Origin of the sequence: Comamonas brasiliensis (assembly GCF_018292285.1) — a bacterium.
Classification (GTDB): domain Bacteria; phylum Pseudomonadota; class Gammaproteobacteria; order Burkholderiales; family Burkholderiaceae_C; genus Comamonas; species Comamonas brasiliensis.
In genome coordinates this window covers 1,683,902-1,700,742 of sequence record NZ_JAANES010000001.1, presented here as the reverse complement: position 1 = coordinate 1,700,742, position 16,841 = coordinate 1,683,902, and the positions used below count along the sequence as shown (strand labels likewise).

16 protein-coding genes are annotated in these 16,841 nt (G+C 62.9%); 8 read left to right on the top strand and 8 right to left on the bottom strand.

Features of this window, described 5'->3' with window-relative positions; translation table 11 throughout:
• Window positions 1–213: 213 nt before the first annotated feature.
• From DJFAAGMI_RS07685 to DJFAAGMI_RS07665, 5 genes are all read left to right on the top strand, one after another.
• Window positions 214–912: a gluconate 2-dehydrogenase subunit 3 family protein gene (locus tag DJFAAGMI_RS07685; RefSeq protein ID WP_211456574.1), complete on the top strand. Its 699-nt coding sequence runs from the start codon at window positions 214–216 to the stop codon at window positions 910–912.
• A 3-nt stretch (window positions 913–915) separates the two neighbouring features.
• Entirely contained in the window at window positions 916–2,685 is a 1,770-nt protein-coding gene (locus tag DJFAAGMI_RS07680; RefSeq protein ID WP_043003719.1) for a GMC family oxidoreductase, read from the top strand.
• A gap of 12 nt (window positions 2,686–2,697) precedes the next feature.
• Window positions 2,698–4,077: a cytochrome c gene (locus tag DJFAAGMI_RS07675; RefSeq protein ID WP_211456573.1), complete on the top strand. Its 1,380-nt coding sequence runs from the start codon at window positions 2,698–2,700 to the stop codon at window positions 4,075–4,077.
• Between the two features lie 107 nt (window positions 4,078–4,184).
• Window positions 4,185–4,445, top strand: a complete 261-nt coding sequence (locus DJFAAGMI_RS07670; protein WP_211456572.1) for a hypothetical protein — start codon at window positions 4,185–4,187, stop codon at window positions 4,443–4,445.
• 2 nt (window positions 4,446–4,447) lie between these two features.
• Window positions 4,448–4,903 (top strand): Lrp/AsnC family transcriptional regulator, encoded by a 456-nt coding sequence (locus tag DJFAAGMI_RS07665; RefSeq protein ID WP_003054244.1) that lies wholly within the window; start codon window positions 4,448–4,450, stop codon window positions 4,901–4,903.
• Between the two features lie 195 nt (window positions 4,904–5,098).
• On the opposite strand, the gene phnE is transcribed toward DJFAAGMI_RS07665, so the two are convergent.
• The 3 genes from phnE to DJFAAGMI_RS07650 form a co-directional block, all read right to left on the bottom strand.
• Window positions 5,099–6,673 (bottom strand): phosphonate ABC transporter, permease protein PhnE, encoded by a 1,575-nt coding sequence (phnE, locus tag DJFAAGMI_RS07660; RefSeq protein WP_211456571.1) that lies wholly within the window; start codon window positions 6,671–6,673, stop codon window positions 5,099–5,101.
• Window positions 6,664–7,506 carry a phosphonate ABC transporter ATP-binding protein gene (locus DJFAAGMI_RS07655; protein ID WP_211456570.1) on the bottom strand — a complete coding sequence of 281 codons (843 nt, stop codon included), beginning with the start codon at window positions 7,504–7,506 and terminating at the stop codon, window positions 6,664–6,666. Before DJFAAGMI_RS07655 ends, phnE begins: the two co-directional genes overlap by 10 nt.
• Before the next feature lie 74 nt (window positions 7,507–7,580).
• A complete protein-coding gene (locus tag DJFAAGMI_RS07650; RefSeq protein ID WP_211456569.1) occupies window positions 7,581–8,462 on the bottom strand; it encodes a putative selenate ABC transporter substrate-binding protein in 882 nt (293 codons plus the stop codon).
• Window positions 8,463–9,505: 1,043 nt separating this feature from the next.
• Between DJFAAGMI_RS07650 and DJFAAGMI_RS07645 the strand changes: the two genes are divergently transcribed.
• Window positions 9,506–10,342, top strand: a complete 837-nt coding sequence (locus DJFAAGMI_RS07645; RefSeq protein WP_211456568.1) for an RNA ligase family protein — start codon at window positions 9,506–9,508, stop codon at window positions 10,340–10,342.
• Between the two features lie 72 nt (window positions 10,343–10,414).
• Window positions 10,415–11,560: an AAA family ATPase gene (locus tag DJFAAGMI_RS07640; RefSeq protein ID WP_211456567.1), complete on the top strand. Its 1,146-nt coding sequence runs from the start codon at window positions 10,415–10,417 to the stop codon at window positions 11,558–11,560.
• Window positions 11,561–11,623: 63 nt separating this feature from the next.
• On the opposite strand, the gene DJFAAGMI_RS07635 is transcribed toward DJFAAGMI_RS07640, so the two are convergent.
• The 5 genes from DJFAAGMI_RS07635 to DJFAAGMI_RS07615 all read right to left on the bottom strand — a co-directional run bounded on the left by DJFAAGMI_RS07635 (window position 11,624) and on the right by DJFAAGMI_RS07615 (window position 15,979).
• Window positions 11,624–12,862 carry a cyanate transporter gene (locus DJFAAGMI_RS07635; RefSeq protein ID WP_211456566.1) on the bottom strand — a complete coding sequence of 413 codons (1,239 nt, stop codon included), beginning with the start codon at window positions 12,860–12,862 and terminating at the stop codon, window positions 11,624–11,626.
• Between the two features lie 90 nt (window positions 12,863–12,952).
• Window positions 12,953–13,393 carry a nucleoside deaminase gene (locus DJFAAGMI_RS07630; RefSeq protein ID WP_211456781.1) on the bottom strand — a complete coding sequence of 147 codons (441 nt, stop codon included), beginning with the start codon at window positions 13,391–13,393 and terminating at the stop codon, window positions 12,953–12,955.
• Between the two features lie 176 nt (window positions 13,394–13,569).
• Window positions 13,570–14,571, bottom strand: coding sequence for an alpha/beta hydrolase fold domain-containing protein (locus tag DJFAAGMI_RS07625; RefSeq protein WP_211456565.1), 1,002 nt, complete (start codon window positions 14,569–14,571; stop codon window positions 13,570–13,572).
• Window positions 14,568–15,524 carry a class I SAM-dependent methyltransferase gene (locus DJFAAGMI_RS07620; protein ID WP_211456564.1) on the bottom strand — a complete coding sequence of 319 codons (957 nt, stop codon included), beginning with the start codon at window positions 15,522–15,524 and terminating at the stop codon, window positions 14,568–14,570. The genes DJFAAGMI_RS07625 and DJFAAGMI_RS07620 overlap by 4 nt, the downstream gene beginning before the upstream one ends.
• 149 nt (window positions 15,525–15,673) lie before the next feature.
• Complete coding sequence (locus tag DJFAAGMI_RS07615) at window positions 15,674–15,979, bottom strand: hypothetical protein (RefSeq protein WP_043003708.1); 306 nt, start codon at window positions 15,977–15,979, stop codon at window positions 15,674–15,676.
• A gap of 116 nt (window positions 15,980–16,095) precedes the next feature.
• On the opposite strand from DJFAAGMI_RS07615, the gene DJFAAGMI_RS07610 reads away from it, so the two are divergent.
• Window positions 16,096–16,812 carry a methylated-DNA--[protein]-cysteine S-methyltransferase gene (locus tag DJFAAGMI_RS07610; protein ID WP_211456563.1) on the top strand — a complete coding sequence of 239 codons (717 nt, stop codon included), beginning with the start codon at window positions 16,096–16,098 and terminating at the stop codon, window positions 16,810–16,812.
• Window positions 16,813–16,841: the final 29 nt, after the last annotated feature.

The following is a 16,841-nucleotide window of genomic DNA, read 5'->3' as shown; positions in this document are numbered from 1 at the left end:
TAGTTGCCAGCGCAACTATTATTAAATTGTTAAGGCGGTTTGGGCCGGCTTGAAAAATGCTTTGGCTCTGTGTACGAGTGCCCGCTTTGCGGGCATTTTCTTTGGGGTGCGCAGCTTTCGGTCGGAACCACCGCTGATTCAAAAAACTTGAACACTTGCCCAACGCACAACTGGCTGTGTATGAGCGGGTTCACACGATGTAGGAATCGCAAAATGTCCAACTTTTCCCCACCCAGCCGCAGATCCTTTCTGTTCGCCTCCGGTGCTGGCGTCGCACTGGCCGGAACGGCCGTGACCATGCACGCCAACTCCAAGGAGCCAGCGCTCAAACTGGATGCATACAAGCCCGAGTATTTCAATGCGGATGAGTGGGCTTTCGTTCTGGCAGCGACAGCGCGCCTGATCCCGTCCGAAGGCGACGGTCCCGGAGCGATAGAAGCCCATGTGCCGGTGTTCATCGACCGTCAGCTCAAGAGCTACTACGGAACTGCGGATATCTGGTACATGGAGGGGCCGCACGATCCCACGGCCAAGCCCGATCGCGGCTGGCAAACGCCTTTGACGCCTGCACAGCTTTATCGCAAGGCGATTCCTGCATTCAACGCCGAGTGCAAGACACGTTACGGCAAGGAATTCAAGGACCTGTCACATGAGCAGCAGGATGAAGCGCTGACGGCTTTGCAAAAAGGCGAGATAAAGCTGGATCCCGAACTGAGCATCTTCTTCACCACCTTGCTGGCCAACACCAAGGAAGGCTATTTCGCCGACCCCATGCATGGCGGCAACCACGGCATGCAGTCCTGGAAGTACATCGGCTTCCCTGGCGCTCGTGCCAGCTATGCCGAATGGGTCGACCAACACAACAAGAAGTACCCGCTGGGTCCGGTTTCCATCAAGGGCGAAAGGGCATAAACCATGGCACGCATTGAAAAAAAGAAAGACGTGGTCATCGTGGGCCTGGGCTGGACCGGCTCCATCGCCGGCATGGAGCTGGCGGCCGAAGGCCTGGAAATCGTGGCGCTGGAGCGTGGTGGCGACCAGAACACGGTGCCCGAGTTCAAGTACCCCAACCAGATCGACGAGCTGACCTGGGGCGTGCGCCTGAAAAACATGCAGCATCCGCGCCAGCAGACAGTGACCATCCGTCGCAATGACGGCGAAATCGCGCTGCCATACCGTGCGATGGGTTCGTTCCTGCCTGCCAACGGCGTTGGTGGCGCGGGCACCCACTGGAACGGGCTGCTGTGGCGCCCGCAAGCTGAAGAAATTCAGCTGCGCAGCTATGTGAAGCAGCACTGGGGTGAGTCCATCATTCCTGAAGGCATGAATCTGATGGACTACCCCGTCACTTACGACGAGCTGGAGCCGTTCTTCACGCAGTTTGACGAAGTGGCAGGTATCTCCGGCAAGGCTGGCAATCTCAACGGCAAGATTCAGCCCGGCGGCAATCCTTTCGAAGGCTGGCGCTCCAAGGACTACCCCATGCCCCCGCTGCCTGCGACCTACGACGCAACCCTGTTCGAGGCGACGGCCAAGCAAATGGGCTATCACACCTTCCCGGCGCCCGCAGGTATTGCCTCCACCGCCTATGTGAACCCCTATGGCATGCAGATGGGGCCTTGCAATTTCTGCGGTTTCTGCGAGCGCTACGGCTGCTATCAATATTCCAAGTCGTCGCCCCAGACGGCCGTTCTGGACGCGCTCAAGCGCAAAAAGAATTTCAGCTACCGCACGCACTGCGAAGTGCTGCGCGTGGAAAGCTCGGAAGACGGCAAGACCGCCACCGGCGTGACCTACTTCGACTCCAACACCAACGAAGAAGTGTTCCAGCCAGCGGATCTGGTGATCCTGTCTTCCTTCCAGCTCAACAACGTGCACTTGCTGCTGGTTTCCGGCATCGGCAAGCCCTACGACCCCAAGACCAACGAAGGGGTGACCGGCAAGAACTACGCTTATCAGATGAACGGTGGCGTGACGATGTTCTACAAGGAGGCAAACTTCAACCCCTTCATCGGTCATGGCTCCAACGGTATCTGTATCGATGACTTCAGCGTCAACCAGAACGATTTCGGCAAGCTGGGCTTTATCGGCGGTGCTTACTGGCGTTCGGGGACCTTCAATGGCCAGCCCATCCGCTCCATGCCGCTGCCCAAGGGTACGCCGGGCTGGGGTGCCGGTTGGAAGAAGGGTATCGGCGAGTGGTATGGCCACTCCATGTCCATCGGCACGCACGGCTCGCATATGTCCTACCGCGCCAATCACCTGGATCTGGACCCCACTTACAAGGATCCACACGGCCGTCCGCTGATGCGCATGACCTTCAACTGGCAGGACAACGACCTGAAGATGAACCAGTACCAGAAGCTCAAGGCGGCAGAAGTTGGCAACAACATGAAGCCTGATCAGATCCAGCTGGGTTTCAAGGACATCGGTGCGCAGTTCGACGTGCGTCCCTACCAGACCACGCACACCACTGGCGGTCACATCATGTCCGACAAGCCCACGGAAGGCGTGGTGAATCGCTACTGCCAGGCCTGGGACAAGCACAACGTGTTCGTCTTCGGCGCCGGCAACTTTGTGCAGAACACCCAGTACAACCCCACCGGCATGGTCGGCGGCCTGGCGTACTGGACGCTGCATGCGATTCGCACCATGTATCTGAAAAACCCACGTCCGCTGGTCTGAGGAGAGCAAGACATGAAGAAAATCCTCAGCATTCTGATTGCGCTGATCGTTCTGGGCGTTCTGGCGGCGCTGGCGCTGATCTACCTGCCATTCAAGCCGACACCGGCGAATGAGGCGCTGGCCGCCGACTGGAAGGCAGAAGCCGGTCGTGGCGAATATGTCATGCGCGCCAGTGACTGCATGGCCTGTCACACCGCCAAGGGTGGCGAGCCCATGGCTGGCGGTCGCGGCATTGAGAGCCCCATGGGCACCATCTGGTCCTCCAACATCACGCCGGACAAGGAAACCGGCATCGGCAGCTGGACTCTGGACCAGTTCCGTGCCGCGATGGTGGACGGTATCGGTGGTCACGGCCAGCAGCTGTACCCAGCCATGCCCTACGAGAACTATCGCTTCATGAAGGAAAGCGATATCCGCGCGCTGTTCGACTACCTCCAGACCGAGGTCAAGCCCGTCAGGAACGAGGTGCAGGCCACCAGCCTGAGCTTCCCGTTCAATATGCGCTTCGGCATCCGCGCCTGGAACTGGCTGGCTCTGTCGGGTGAAGCCGACTTCAAGCCCATGGCCGGTGACGACCAGCAGATCCGCGGTCAGTATCTGGTCGAAGGCGCCGGTCACTGCGCAGCCTGCCACAGCCCTCGCACTGCCTTCATGGCGCAGAACGGCACACGCCTGTCCGACTCCAGCTTCCTGACCGGCGGCATGGTGGACGACTGGTCTGCTCCTGCACTGCGCGGCAAGGACTCGCGTGTTCAGCAATGGACGACCGAGCAGGTGGCCGCCTATCTGGCGACCGGCCGTAATGCCCATGCGGTGGCCAACGGAGAAATGGCGCTGGTGGTCGAGCACTCCATGCAGTACATGACCGATGCCGATCTGAACGCCATGGCCAAGTTCCTCAAGACCATGGACGGCCAGGCCGCAGATGCAGCCCCTGAAAAAGTGGCTACGCCAGGCCCTCGCAGCACTGCGGTTGCCAAAGCGGATGGAGCCGGCGAGGCCACGGCCAAGTTGCTGAAATCCGCGTCTCCCGACATGCCTTTGGGTGCTCGCCTGTATCTCGACAACTGCGCAGCCTGCCACTTTGTCAGCGGCAAGGGCGCTCCCGAGATCTTCCCCGAGCTGCAAGGCAATGCCATGGTGCTGGGCAAGGATGCCGGCCCGCTGGTGTCGGTGATTCTGAAGGGCGCTTCCTCGCCCGCTACGGATCGCCGTCCCATGCATCTGGTGATGCAGGGCTACGCCGACCGCCTTACCGACGGTGAAGTGGCCGCACTGGCCAGCTTCGTGCGCAAAGGCTGGGGCAACCAGGCTTCGGATGTGAGCGAAAGCCAGGTCAGCAAGGTGCGCCAGCATGTGCAAGCCGATGCTGCTCCACAGCGAGCCCAGTAAATAGCACGCGTATCCGCCAGGTGCTTTGCGCGCCAGGCAGATTCCCGAAACCCAGCCCGATGGAAATCCGGCTGGGTTTTTTTACGTAGCAGCGGCTGGCCCGGACGATGGAGGCTTCCAAAAATCAACAGGCCGCACCACTGTGCTTAAGTGATGCGGCCTGTTGCGTAGGCGTGTTGCGGATCAACCAACCGGATGCTGACGGTAAACGGCGCGGCATGTTGAATGGTTTTGCGGCGTCGGTAGACGTGCTTCCATGGACTCAAGTGTGCATGTTGCAGCGCAGAAAATGTTGCTTCAAATTCTGCGAATACAGCGTTGCTACAGAAAAATTTTCTGTATTTATATTTTTGGCGGTAAATTTGTGAATATGGATACCTTGGATAAAAAGATTCTTGCTGCCTTGCAGGCCAATGCGCGCGCCAGCCTGCAGGACATTGGCGCTGCAGTGGGCCTGAGTGCATCGCCATGCTGGGCCCGCATCAAGAAGATGGAGGAGGCTGGTGTGATCGAGGGCTATACCGTGCGTCTGAACCCGCAGGCGCTGGGATTGGCCGATTCGGTTCTGGTCATGGTCACGCTGGACAGCCATTCAGACAACACGCTGGAAAAGTTCGGCGAGGTGCTGGCCACCATTCCCGAGGTTGTGGAAGCGCATCTGGTCTCGGGCGAGTACGACTATCTGCTGCGTATCGTCGTCAAGGACACGCGTGACTACGAGCGCCTGCTGCGTGAGAAGCTCTACAAGATCAAGGGCATACGCCATAGCCAGTCCAGCTTTGTGCTGCGTACGCTGAAAAAAGCCGACCTGCCTCTGGGCGTGTGAAGCGGCACTGCTCTTCGCGGTGCGATCAGTCGCGGCGCGGAGCTGGTGTGACTGAAGCCATTCAGACTCCGGTGCTCATCGAGCCTGGATGCAGGCCTGGCCGCTGCCAGCGCTGCCCCTGTGGAGGCGGCTGCGCGTCGGATTGATGGAGGAGTTGATGAAGCTGACGCGGAGCCGGGGCGCTGTGCAGCCGTCTCAACGCATGGCGCGGCGCAAGGCAGCGCTGCTCCAGTCCACAGCGATGCTCAGCAAGAGCATGGCCATGATCACGGTGCTGGCCTGGGCATAGTGGAACAGCGAAAGCTCGAAGTACAGCAACTGGCCCAGCCCGCCTGCTCCCACAAAGCCCAGAATCGCCGCCATGCGGATATTCATCTCCCAGCGGTACAGCGTGTACGCCAGCAGTTGCGGCGCAGCGCCAGGAAGGGTGCCATAGCAAAATGCCAGCAGGCGATTGCTGCCGCTGAGCTTGAGCGCATTTGCGGGAGCCGCCGGAGCATTCTGCAAGGCCTCGGCAAACAGGCGGCCCAGCACGCCGGTGGTATGCAGGGCCAGGGCCAGGGCTCCGGCGAACGGGCCCAGGCCTACGGCCAGCGCGGTGATCGTGGCCCACACCAGCTCGGGCACCGAGCGCAGCACATTGAGCACCACATTCCACGGAGCCCGCCAGCGTGGCAGGGCCAGCAGCAGGCCCGCGATCGCGGCCAGCAAGGTGCCGACGATGGAGATGGCCAGGGTCTCCCAGATGCCTTGCAGCACCTTGAGCAGCCAGGGCTGGCTCAGATCGGGAGGGAAAAAGCCGCGTACAAAGTCGCCCATGCTGGCGGCAGCATCTGTCGTGAACAGTGCCGAGAAATCAATATCCAGAAGCCGCAGGCTGGCCCATAGCGCCACACAGGCAGTCAGCACAAATGTGCCGGTTCGCCAGCCGAAGGGCAGTGCGCGCGCGGCAGGCGCGGCGTCGAGTGCGCGACGCAGCCACCAGGAAAGCAGATCGGCTGCCGCCACCAGCAGCATGAAGGCCAGCAGAATGCTGGCGGCTTCGCCGCCGTTGAGCATCTTCATGGCCTGGTCCATGAGCTGGCCCAGGCCTCCCGCACCGACAAAGCCCATGACCACCGAGGCACGGACCGCGCATTCCCAGCGGTAGACGGTGTAGGAGGTCAGCTCCTTGGCCGCCTGCGGCAGCAGGCCGTAGAGCAGGGCCTGGATACGGCCGGCGCCACTGGCACGCAGGGCGCGGGCCGGAGCAGGGTCGGTGGATTCGAGAATTTCGGCATAGACCTTGGCCAGCATGCCGCCATAGGTCAGGCCCAGGGCCAGCACTCCGGCTGCGGGCCCCAGGCCGAAGACGCGCACAAACACCAGAGCCCAGACCAGCTCGGGAATGCCGCGCAGGATGGTGAGCACGCTGCGGGCGATGGGGTTGAGCGTGATCCTCTCGCGCGCAGCGCCCGTGGACAGATAGGCCATGGGTACGGCAATCACGAAGGCCAGCGCCATGCCGGCCGTGGCGATGGCCAGGGTCTCCAGCGTGGCCTGACCCAGGTAGGCCAGAAACTCCCCACTGGTTTCGGGCGGCAGAAACTGCGCCAGAAAGCCGCCGATGACCTTGAGATTGTCGGCATCGAATAGCGGCTTGAGCGAAAAGCCCGAGGTCTGCAGCATGGGCCAGAGCACGACCAGGGTCAGGATCACGCCGCTCAGGCGGCCGCGAGCGGAGGGGTCGCGGCGCGATGGCCGGGCGGGCTCGGCCATTTCTAGCGGCATGCGTTCACCTGGATGGGAGCGGGCGCGGTGCTGGCGAGATCGCGCTGAGCCAGGCGGTTGTGCAGCGTGGGCAGATCGGCGGGGCTGCCATCGGCATGGGCGTAGAGCGCTTGCAACTGGGCTTCGCTGACTTGCGTGGCAGGCAGGTCAAAAGCCAGGCGGCCATTGCGTACGCCCACGATGCGGGCAAAGTTGGCCAGAGCCAGGTCGACGGCATGCAGACTGGCCACCAGCGTGGCCTTGCGCGCGGCAGCTTCCTGCACCAGCAGTTGCACCGTGGCCTGCGAGAGTGCAGGGTCCAGGGCGGAGACCGGCTCGTCGGCCAGAATCAGGCCGGCCTGCTGGTAGAGCACGCGGGCAATGCCCACGCGCTGCAACTGGCCGCCGGAGAGCTGGTCGCAGCGTGCAAACAGTTTGTCCTCAAGCTGCACGCGGGCCAGGGCTTCGCGCGCGCCCGCAATGTCCTGCGGATAGGCGAGCGATGCCAGCGCCTTCCACAGCGGCCACTGGCCCAGCTTGCCGGCCAGCACGGCAGTGACCACACGTTGACGCAGCGGAATGGGGGCGGCCTGATGCACAGTGCCGATGCAGCTGCGCAGAGCCTTGAGTTCGCGGGCGGCGGATTGCGCAGACGCGGTCCGGCCCAGCACCTGCATGCGACCTGCCGTGGGCAGGTAGGCTGTGCCTATGGTGCTGAGCAGCGAAGTCTTGCCGGCGCCCGAGGGGCCGATGAGCGCAATGCTCTCGCCCTGGATGGCGGACAAGGAGATATGGGACAGGGCGGTAAAGCCGTTGCTGTGGGTCAGGCCCACATCGTCCAGCATGAAGCTCATGAGACGAATACTCTGAAAACAATAGCTGCCAACGCTTGATACATAAGCGTTGGCAGTCAAAAAAGCTGAATTTCTTACTTCAGCAAACCGGCGGACTTGGCGGCGGCTTCAATGCCGTCGTAGTTCTTGGTATCGGTGGCGATGAACTTGGAGGCGCGCTGCAGGTCCATGATGGCCTTGTGCTCTGGCTTGCTGGGGTCCAGTGCCAGGAAGGCGGCGGTCAGCTTCTTGACGATGGCCGGGTCCAGGTCGCCGCGCACCGTCCAGTTGTAGTCAAAGTAGGTGGGCGTCGTGGCGAACACGCGCACCTTGCTGGTGTCCACCTTCTTGGATTCGACCAGCTTGTCCCACACCGAAGTGTTGAGCACGCCGGCCTCGGCCTTGCCTGCGGCCACAAAGGCCACGGTGGCGTCATGCGCGCCCGAGTAGGCCACGGTCTTGAAGTCTTTTTCGGGGTTCAGGCCGTCCTGCTGCAGGAAGAAGCGCGGCATCAGGCTGCCCGAAGTGGAGGAGGGAGCGCCGAAGGCAAAGGTCTTGCCCTTGAGGTCGGCCAGCGTCTTGATGGCGGGGTCGGCCGTGATGAACTTGCTGGTGAAGACCGCGTCCTCGGCCCGCTGCACGATGGGGATGGCCGTGCCGTTGGTGCGGATCTTGGCTTGCACATAGGTGAAACCGCCCAGCCAGGCCAGATCCAGCTTGCGGGTGGCCAGGGACTCGACCACAGCCGCGTAGTCGGATACGGGGGTGAACACCACTTTCATGCCGGTGGCCTGCGAGAGGTATTCGCCCAGGGGCTTGAACTTGCGCTGCAGCTCGGTCGGTGCCTCGTCGGGAATGGCCGAGACGCGCAGCACGGCGGGGGTGTCTGCATGCGCTGCGGACAGCAAGGAGGAGGAAGCGAGAGCTGCCACGGCCAAGCCGCGCAGCACCTGGCGGCGAGCGAAAGAGTGCTTCATTAAGTGCTCCGTTCAAAAAGCCACCGCCGTCCGGATACACGGCGGTTTAGTAGGTCACAAGCGTTTGGCTTGCGGCGAATGGAAACCCATAGGCGGTACACCGACCGCTGGCGCTTATTGTTACGTAATTGAGAAACCCTCGGCGCAGTCTTTGCTTGATTTGAATAGCAAAAAGCCCCGTGGGGATGGGGCTTGGCACGAAAGCGACTGCTTGTCTGCAGGTTCCAATATTGCAGATGCAGTAGGTAGACGGCCGTGGCTGCGCTGACCTCGTTGCCTAGCATCAGCAAGGGCTTGCCATGATGCCCGATTGATAGCTACCGATCTTCTCAAGCAGGCGCTAGACAGGCGTTTGCCCGGGTTCGGAACTGGTGCCGGGACCTTGTGAGCCGGAGCCAGCGCTGGGGTGTTGCTGTTAGTGTTGTTGTCCTCACCACCGCAGGCGGCCAGGGCGGCGGCTGCAATCATCGAAATCAGAAGAGGTTGGCGCAAGCCCTGTGCAGATGTCATTGAGAGCTTGGCAGATGCAGGAGGAAAACTTCGATGTCTCACCAGCCTGCATCTCATCTCTGTGAAACCGATTCGTGTCCTTTGCACCACAGTCTGGGCAAACCACTTGGCAGTTGCTATGCCAAGCCAATAAACTCGCCAGCCTTTATTCCACTTGCGTTATCCGCTCTCATTTTCGAGGTGCACCATGTCCTGCCAGATTCGTTTGCGCTAAACGACTTCGCCACACGCTGATTTTTCAGGTGTGCGCTGCGGTATGGACATATCGGTCCCCTGAGGTGCCTGGCCCAGGTGGCTTGCCGCCCCGAAGGGGCAGTTTCTTCACCATGGGCAAGCCCTTGCCCGGCGTTTTCGACCTGGCTCGCGCCCCGGTCCTGCGCTCTTCCACTCTCTGAATCCCGGCCTGCCCTTTGCTCGGCGGCCAGGTGTTTTTGTCTTCGCCCGATGGTGGCGGCAAGTGCCGCTTTCGTTGTCCTTGGTTTGTCTGCCACGTCTTTTGGCGCGTGGCTTATTCCCTTTTTGGAAAGCACAACATGACTACTTCCCATTTATTCAATCTGGAGATTCTCAAATATCCGCGTACGCCGCATCTGCGTGGCTCGCGGCTGCAGGTCGGCGATCAGGCCGATGCCGTGTCCTATGAAGCGCTGGCCGGCCGGCATATCGTGGTCGAGGAAAAGCTCGATGGCGCCAATGCGGCGCTGAGCTTTGGTGCCGACGGCAGCCTGCTGCTGCAGTCGCGCGGCCACTATCTGCAAGCCGATCAGATGGGCGGGCGCGAGCGCCAATTCAATGCCTACAAGCAATGGGCAAGAGCCCATGAAGGCGCGCTGATGGCGCTGCTGGACGAGCGCTATGTGATGTATGGCGAGTGGCTGTACGCCAAGCACTCGCTGTACTACGACGCGTTGCCGCACTGGTTTTGCGAGTTCGACGTCTGGGACCGCGTGGCGCAGCAGTTTCTGGACACGCCGCAGCGCCACGCGCTGCTGGATCGTGTGCCCGTGGTGTCCGTGCCCGTGCTCTACGCCGGTATCGCACCGAGGCGCATGCAGGATCTGCTTGCATTGCTGGCACCGTCCCTGGGGCGCAGCGCGCGCTGGAAGGCGGTGTTCGAGGATCAGGTGCAAAAGCAGAAGCTGGATCTGCCGCTGGCCTGGAGCCAGACTGACAGATCCGAGCTGGCCGAAGGTCTGTATATCAAGGTCGAGGAGAACGGTCAGACCGTGGAGCGCTACAAGTTCGTACGCTCCGACTTTGTGCAGGTGATCCTGGAGTCCGGCTCACACCACAGCGAGCGGCCCATTGTCGCCAACGGTCTGCGCACAGGCGTCGATATCTTTGCCAATGCGATTCAAAAAAGCTGGTAAGCCTCTACCAGAAATCGCTGATAGCTATCAAAACCGTAGTTTTTTGATGAAGCTGCGGTGAAAGGAGAACTTATGTGGAGCTGGAAACAGATCGCGGCCCTGGTGCCGCATTCCGCTCACGACTCAGTGGATTGGGCGGCCTGCCTGGATGCCTTCCCGCAACTTGAGCTGGCCAAGACCACGCCGCAAGACCCGATCTACCATGCCGAAGGCGATGTCTGGACGCATACGCAGATGGTGGTGACCGAACTGCTGCAGGACGGCGACTATGCAGGGCTCACCAACGAGGAGCGCGAGACGGTCTTTCTGGCCGCGCTGCTGCACGATGTCGCCAAGTGCTCGACCACTCAGATAGCCGACGACGGTCGCATATCGCAACCCGGCCATTCGCGCCGTGGGGCGCTGGATGCGCGGCTCATGCTCTGGGAGGCGGGCGCGCCCGTGGCCCGGCGTGAGGCGGTCTGCCGGCTGATTGCCGTGCATCAGGTGCCGTTCTTCGCCTTTGCCGATTCGCGCCGAGGCGTCTCGCCCGAGTTCATGGTCAGAGAGCTGTCCTGGCAGGTCGATCTGCATTTGCTGGTGCTGCTGGCCCGTGCCGATATTCGCGGTCGCATCTGCCCCGATGTGGGCAATGTGCTGGTGAATATCGAGCTGTTCAGGGAGCTGGCGCTGGAAGAAGGCTGTTTGCGCAAGCCGCGCAGCTTTGCTTCGGCCGAGACGGCTGTGCGCTATTTCCGCGGAGCCGAGCTACACCCGGACTACGCCTTGCACGAAGAGCCGGGCTCGCACGTCATCGTCATGTGCGGCCTGCCCGCGTCGGGCAAGAACCACTGGGTTGCCCAGCACCATGCGGGCCTGCCCGTGGTGTCGTTTGACGATGCGCGTGCCGAGCTGGGCCTGCGCCATGGCGAGAACGAGGGCGCTGCTGCCCACCGAGCCGTGGACAAGGCCAAGAGTCTGTTGCGAGCCAAGGCTGCCTTCGTCTGGAATGCCACGCATCTGTCCAGACAGATGCGTGGCAAGACGCTGGACCTGTGCCTGGCCTATGGTGCACAGGTGGAGCTGGTGCACCTGGAGGCTGCCAGATCCACCTTGCTGGCGCGCAATAGCAAGCGCGACACCACACTCGGCAATGCAGCATTGCTGAGCATGTTGCACAGATGGGAGGTGCCCTTGCCGACCGAGGCGCATGGGCTACAACTGCTGGTCAACGAGTAGTTCAAGCCAAAACAAAAAAGGGCCTGGAAATTTCCAGGCCCTTTTTTTCGCGAGATGGCGGGTTCACGGCCGCTGCATGGCTTGCGGGTAGCCCTTGGGGTTGAAGCGTGTCACCAGCAGGCAGACCAGCGCTGCCACACCTGCCTGATAGAGCCAGCCCGTCATCCAGTTGCCGCTGATCTGGTGCAACTGCGCCATGACCAGAGGGGCCAGCGCTGCAAGGATGAAGCCGCCGCCCTGCATCAGCGAGTTGAGGGCGCCGGCTTGTGTGGGCGAGGGCAGATGGTCCAGCGCCACCAGCATGAAGAGCGAGAAGCAGCCGCCCAGACCCAGCCCCAGCACGATGGCATTGAGCGTGGGCATGGCATCGGGCCAGAGCCCGATGCCGGCAAAGCCGATGATCTGCAGCAGCAAGGCCAGCATGAGCCAGCAGCGACGATCCAGGCTGCGGCGCGCGAGCGCAGGCATGGCCAGCGCCGATGCGGCTTGTGCAATCGACAAGATGGCCAGCAGCGAGCCGCTTTGCGTGGCCGTCCAGCCATGGGTTTGATAGAACGGAGCGAGCCAGGCAACCGTGGAGCCATAACCGCCGTTCATCAGGCCAAAGCTGATCAGCAGCAGCCAGGTGCGGCCACGGCGCAGCAGCCAGCCGGTGTCGCTGTCTCTGTTGGCTTGTACCAGGGGCGCGGAGGGCACAGGGGGAGCGGACTCGCGCATCAGGGTCAGCGCATGCCAGGCCAGCGGCAACGCCAGCAACACGGGAATGGCCCAGATGGCCAGTGAAGCCTGCCAGCTCAGGCCCAGTTGCATGGCCATGGGCGAGAGCTGGGCACTGAGTGCGCCGCCGCCCATGAGCGCCGCCGAATACAGGCCCATCATGGGCGCCACGTTGTGGGGAGACTGGCGCTTGATGAGCCCCGGCAGAATGCTTTGTGCCAGCGCCACGCCCGCGCCGCACAGGCCGGCCGTGGCGATCAGCAGCGCACCGGTGGCGGCACCCGCAGGCGTCAGGCGCAGGGCGCAGCCCAGGGCAATCAGCAGCAGCGAGGCGCCAATGCTGGCGCGCGCGCCCCAGCGTTGCAAAGCCGTGGGAGCAAGCCAGCCACCAATGCCCATCAGTGCCATGGGCAGCAGCGTGAGCCAGGAGAAGCTGCGCAAATCCATGCCCGTGGCCTGCTGTATGGTCGGTGCCAAGGGGCCGGGTGCCGTCAGAAAGGGACGCAGATTGATGGTGACCAGTATCACCACCAGCAGCCAGAGCAGCGGCGGCACGCGATGCGTTCGGGAAGATGTCGATGTCATAAAGCGCTGAGGCTGCCGGAGGTGCAGTGCATCGGTGCGGTCGCCTTGGGCAGCCCGGTTTATTGTTGTGGTTTTTTAGGGCGAGGAGGGTCAGGCAGTTGGCCAGGCCTCATCTCCGTAGAGCTGCGCCGCGCGGATGCCGGTGTCGATGCGGGTGATGGGCAGCGGCGGTGGCGTCAGCGACAGGCGCAGGCGCTGGTAGGTACCCTCGCTGGACAGGCCATAGGGCGCGGCGTCTTGGTTGTCGAAGGCGAAGAACACCTGTTCGGCGCCATTCATGACCAGGGCCGCCAGGCACATGGGGCAGGGGTGGCCGCTGGCATAGATGGACAGGCCCGCCAGGCTGGGGTTGGCGCGCTGCTGTGTGCCCGCGCGTATGGCCTGCATTTCGGCATGGGTGCTGGGGTCGTGGCTGGCAATGATCTCGTTGACGCCGGTGGCAACGACTTCATTTCCCCGGGCGAGTACGGCGCCGAACGGGCGGCCGCCCTGAAGGCGGTTGGCATGGGCCAGGTCCACGGCCAGGCGCATCAGTTGTTGTGGGGTGGCGGAAGTTGGACTCATGGCGATGAAAGCTGTGGCGGCAGGCGCCGGATGCCTGATGCATCAGCGCTGCAACTGTGGTGTTTGAAGGCGGCGGGGCGGCGCCCGGCGCCTTGCAGCGTACACCTGCAGGGCCATGCCGCTACCCGTCTGGAAAGCAAAGCTTATTTGCTCAGAGGGCGTTGGCGGCCCAATAGTTCCGCCCAGGCCGAGCAGGCGAGCTCCACCTGCTGGCGCGCCGCCGGGCTGGCTGCCAGCATGCGTGCAAAGCCGTGGACCATGGCCGGGGCGCGCAAAAGCTGCAGCGGTGCGCCCAGGGCTTGGGCCTCATGGGCAAAGGCCTCGGCCTCGTCGCGCAGGATATCGTGGCTGGCCGTCATCAAAAGCGTGGGCGGCAAATGGACGATGGCTGCGCTGCTGCAGCCCGGCGTCAGCCATTGTGCGGCCTGGCCCTCGGGCCGGCCCAGTTCCTGCCAGTAGCGCTGCATGGCGGCGGGCGTGAGCCCGAAGCCTGCGGCAAAGCGGCGCATGCTGTCATTGTCCTGATCGGGCTGCAGCGGCGGGTAGAGCAGGAGCAGGCCTGCGATGTGGGCCGCATTGGTGGGTTGCTGAATCTGGCGCACTGCCGCTGCCAGTGCCAGATGGGCGCCAGCGCTATCACCACCGAGCAGGACCTTGTCGGCCGCAAAAGGCAGCAGCCCGCGCATGTCGCTCAGCCACTGCAGCACGGCCATCACATCGTCCAGCGGCGCGGGAAAGCGGCTCTCTGGCGTGCGGCGGTAATGCACGGACAGCACGGTATGGCCGGTAAATTGGGCCAGATGCTCGCACAGGTCGTCATGGGTGTTGAGATCGCCCACCATCCAGCCGCCGCCGTGCAGCCAGACCAGCGTCCGGCCGCTGCCCGCACCTTGCTTGCGATAGCTGCGCATGCAGATTTCGCGGCCCTCGGCGGCCAGGAAATGTTCGGCCCTGGAGATGCCGGGCAGGGCCGAGCGAATCAATCCGGCCTGCAGCTCGCTGAGCAGGCGCCGACGCTCCACATAGTCAAGCTGCGGGGTCGGCGTGTCCGTATCGAGCTGGGCAAAGCGCTGCAAGGTGTGTCCCAGTGCCGGATCTATTGGCTGCGGAGGCAGGTCCTGGCGGTCGTCTGTAGCGTCGTTCATGGCTGCTGGGCCTCAGTCAGCGCCGGCGCGCGATAGACCATGACCTTGAGGCTGCGTTCCTCGTCCACATCGGCAAATACGGCCGGGTTGGCCAGGCGCTCGACGAACTGCAGCTCGGGTGCGATTTCCGCCATCTGCTCGCGCAGGAAGTCCGTCCCTAGCTCGGGTGCGTTCAGGCACAGCAGGACCTGGCCGCCCGGCACCAGCAGATCGGGCAGGCGGCGCATCAGGCGCGCATAGTCCTTGGTGGCGATGAAGCTTCCCTTCTGGTAGCTGGGCGGGTCCACGACGATCAGGTCGTACGGTCCGCTGCGGTTGATCTTGCCCCAGCTGCTGAAAATATCGTGGGCGGCAAAGCTGGCGCCGGCCTTGACGCCGTTGAGCTGATGGTTGTGCTGACCCGTGGCCAGAGCGCCCTTGCTCATGTCCATATTGAGAACCTGGCCCGCACCGGCCAGCTTGGCCACGACCGAGAACGCGCAGGTATAGGCAAACAGATTGAGCACCTTCATGCGCGCGGGCCGCTCATGGGCCAGCACCTGCCGGCGCACCCAGTCGCGGCCGGCGGCCATGTCGAGGAACAGGCCGTGGTTCTGCCCGCGCGAGATATGGACCAGATATTTGGCGCCGTTCTCGGTCACCACATGCGGCTCGGGCAGCTCGCCGGCCATGACGCGGGTTTCGACCTTGCCGCCGCTCTCACGGCTCTGGAAGGCCCAGGTCAGAGGCAGCCCGGCCGGGGCGATCTGCTGCCAGCGCTGCTCCAGTGCCTGACCGATCTGGCTCAGCTGGGCTTCCTCCATGGGCGCAAAGCTGGTCAGCACGATCACGGGGGCAAAGGCATCCAGTGAGATCTGCTCGCAACCCGGATAGCGCCCGCCGCGGCCGTGAAAGATGCGCTGGGCATCGGTGGGGAAGGGCATCTGGGCAATGGCGGCTAGCAGGGCTTGCATGGGGAGAAAACAGTCACACGGTCAAACAAGCCGCCAGTGTAGGCATTGCAGCGAGCTCCGGTTGCCAGGGCGGCACATGCCCCTTGCAATGGTTGGCGGCCCGGGCAGCCGCAAATGGCCCTGGGGCTCGCGCGGGCGTGGCTGTTCACTCAGTGGTAGATGCGCCGCACATCGAAGAAACAGCTTTCGGTGCCGCCAATGCCTTGCAGGCCCGCTTCGGCAGCAGCGCGTGCGGCTTTCATCCAGCGCTGGAAGGTGAGCTTGGCGTCGTCGGTGATTTCCTCGGGCGGGGTGTCTTCCAGGCCTTGCACCAGAGAAAGTGCTTCGCCGACCTGCTCTTCCCCGCCAAGCTGGCGTGCCAGTACGCGGGCATAGCGTGCCTCGGCTTGATGACGTTTGTCCTCGGGCAGCTCGGGGTAGTCGCAAAGAGAGACGGTGAAATGGGCTTCTTGCATGTCCGTATATCCACAGTGTTTTGACTGTTTAAATATACAGTAATTAACTGTTTTTGTATCCAGTTCCTGGAAAATTTTTGCGGCAGACCGGGGACTGCGTTTTGTAGACTGTGGCCATGAATCACGCTGCTTCGCTGCCATTTCCCGGCCATGCCCTGTTTGTCACGCGCATCGGTGCCTGTGGACTGGCCTGGAATGCCGCAGCCGTCTGCGCCGTGCAACTGCCCGAGGCCAGCTGGGGCGAGACCCGGGAGCGCATGCTGCTGGGCCTGACCAAACGCCATGCGCTGCAGCCGCAGCGTGGGCCTGCGGTCTATGGCGCCGTGACCTCCATCTCCGCGGTTCCGGGCTTTGCCCTGCAGGCCATGGCCGGGGTGCAGTGTCTGCTGGCAGGCGTGAACTCACAGAGCGAGCAGGGCTGGGCGCAACCCGGTGCAGAGGCTTTGGCTTTCGGCGTGCTGGGCGATATGCGCCAGGCCTTTGCGCAAGAATCAGGCGACGGTCTGCCTGATCTGCAGCAGATCGCGCTGGATGAATTTGCCGTGCCTGCATTTCACAGCCGGGTCTATGCTTTCACGCGCGCCCTGGAGCCGGGCCGAACCAGCACCTATGGCGAGGTGGCGGCGGCACTGGGCGAGGCCGGTGCAGCGCGCGCTGTGGGCCAGGCGCTGGGGGCCAATCCGTTTGCGCCGATTGTTCCCTGTCATCGCGTGCTGGCGGCAGGGCGGGCGCCGGGCGGTTTTTCGGGCGGTCAGGGCGCTTTGACCAAGCTGCGCATGCTGGAGATCGAAGGCGGGGCCTGGGGCGGCACACAGTCGCTGTTTGCCGATTGATGCCGATTGAGGGCACGGGATGCGCTTCG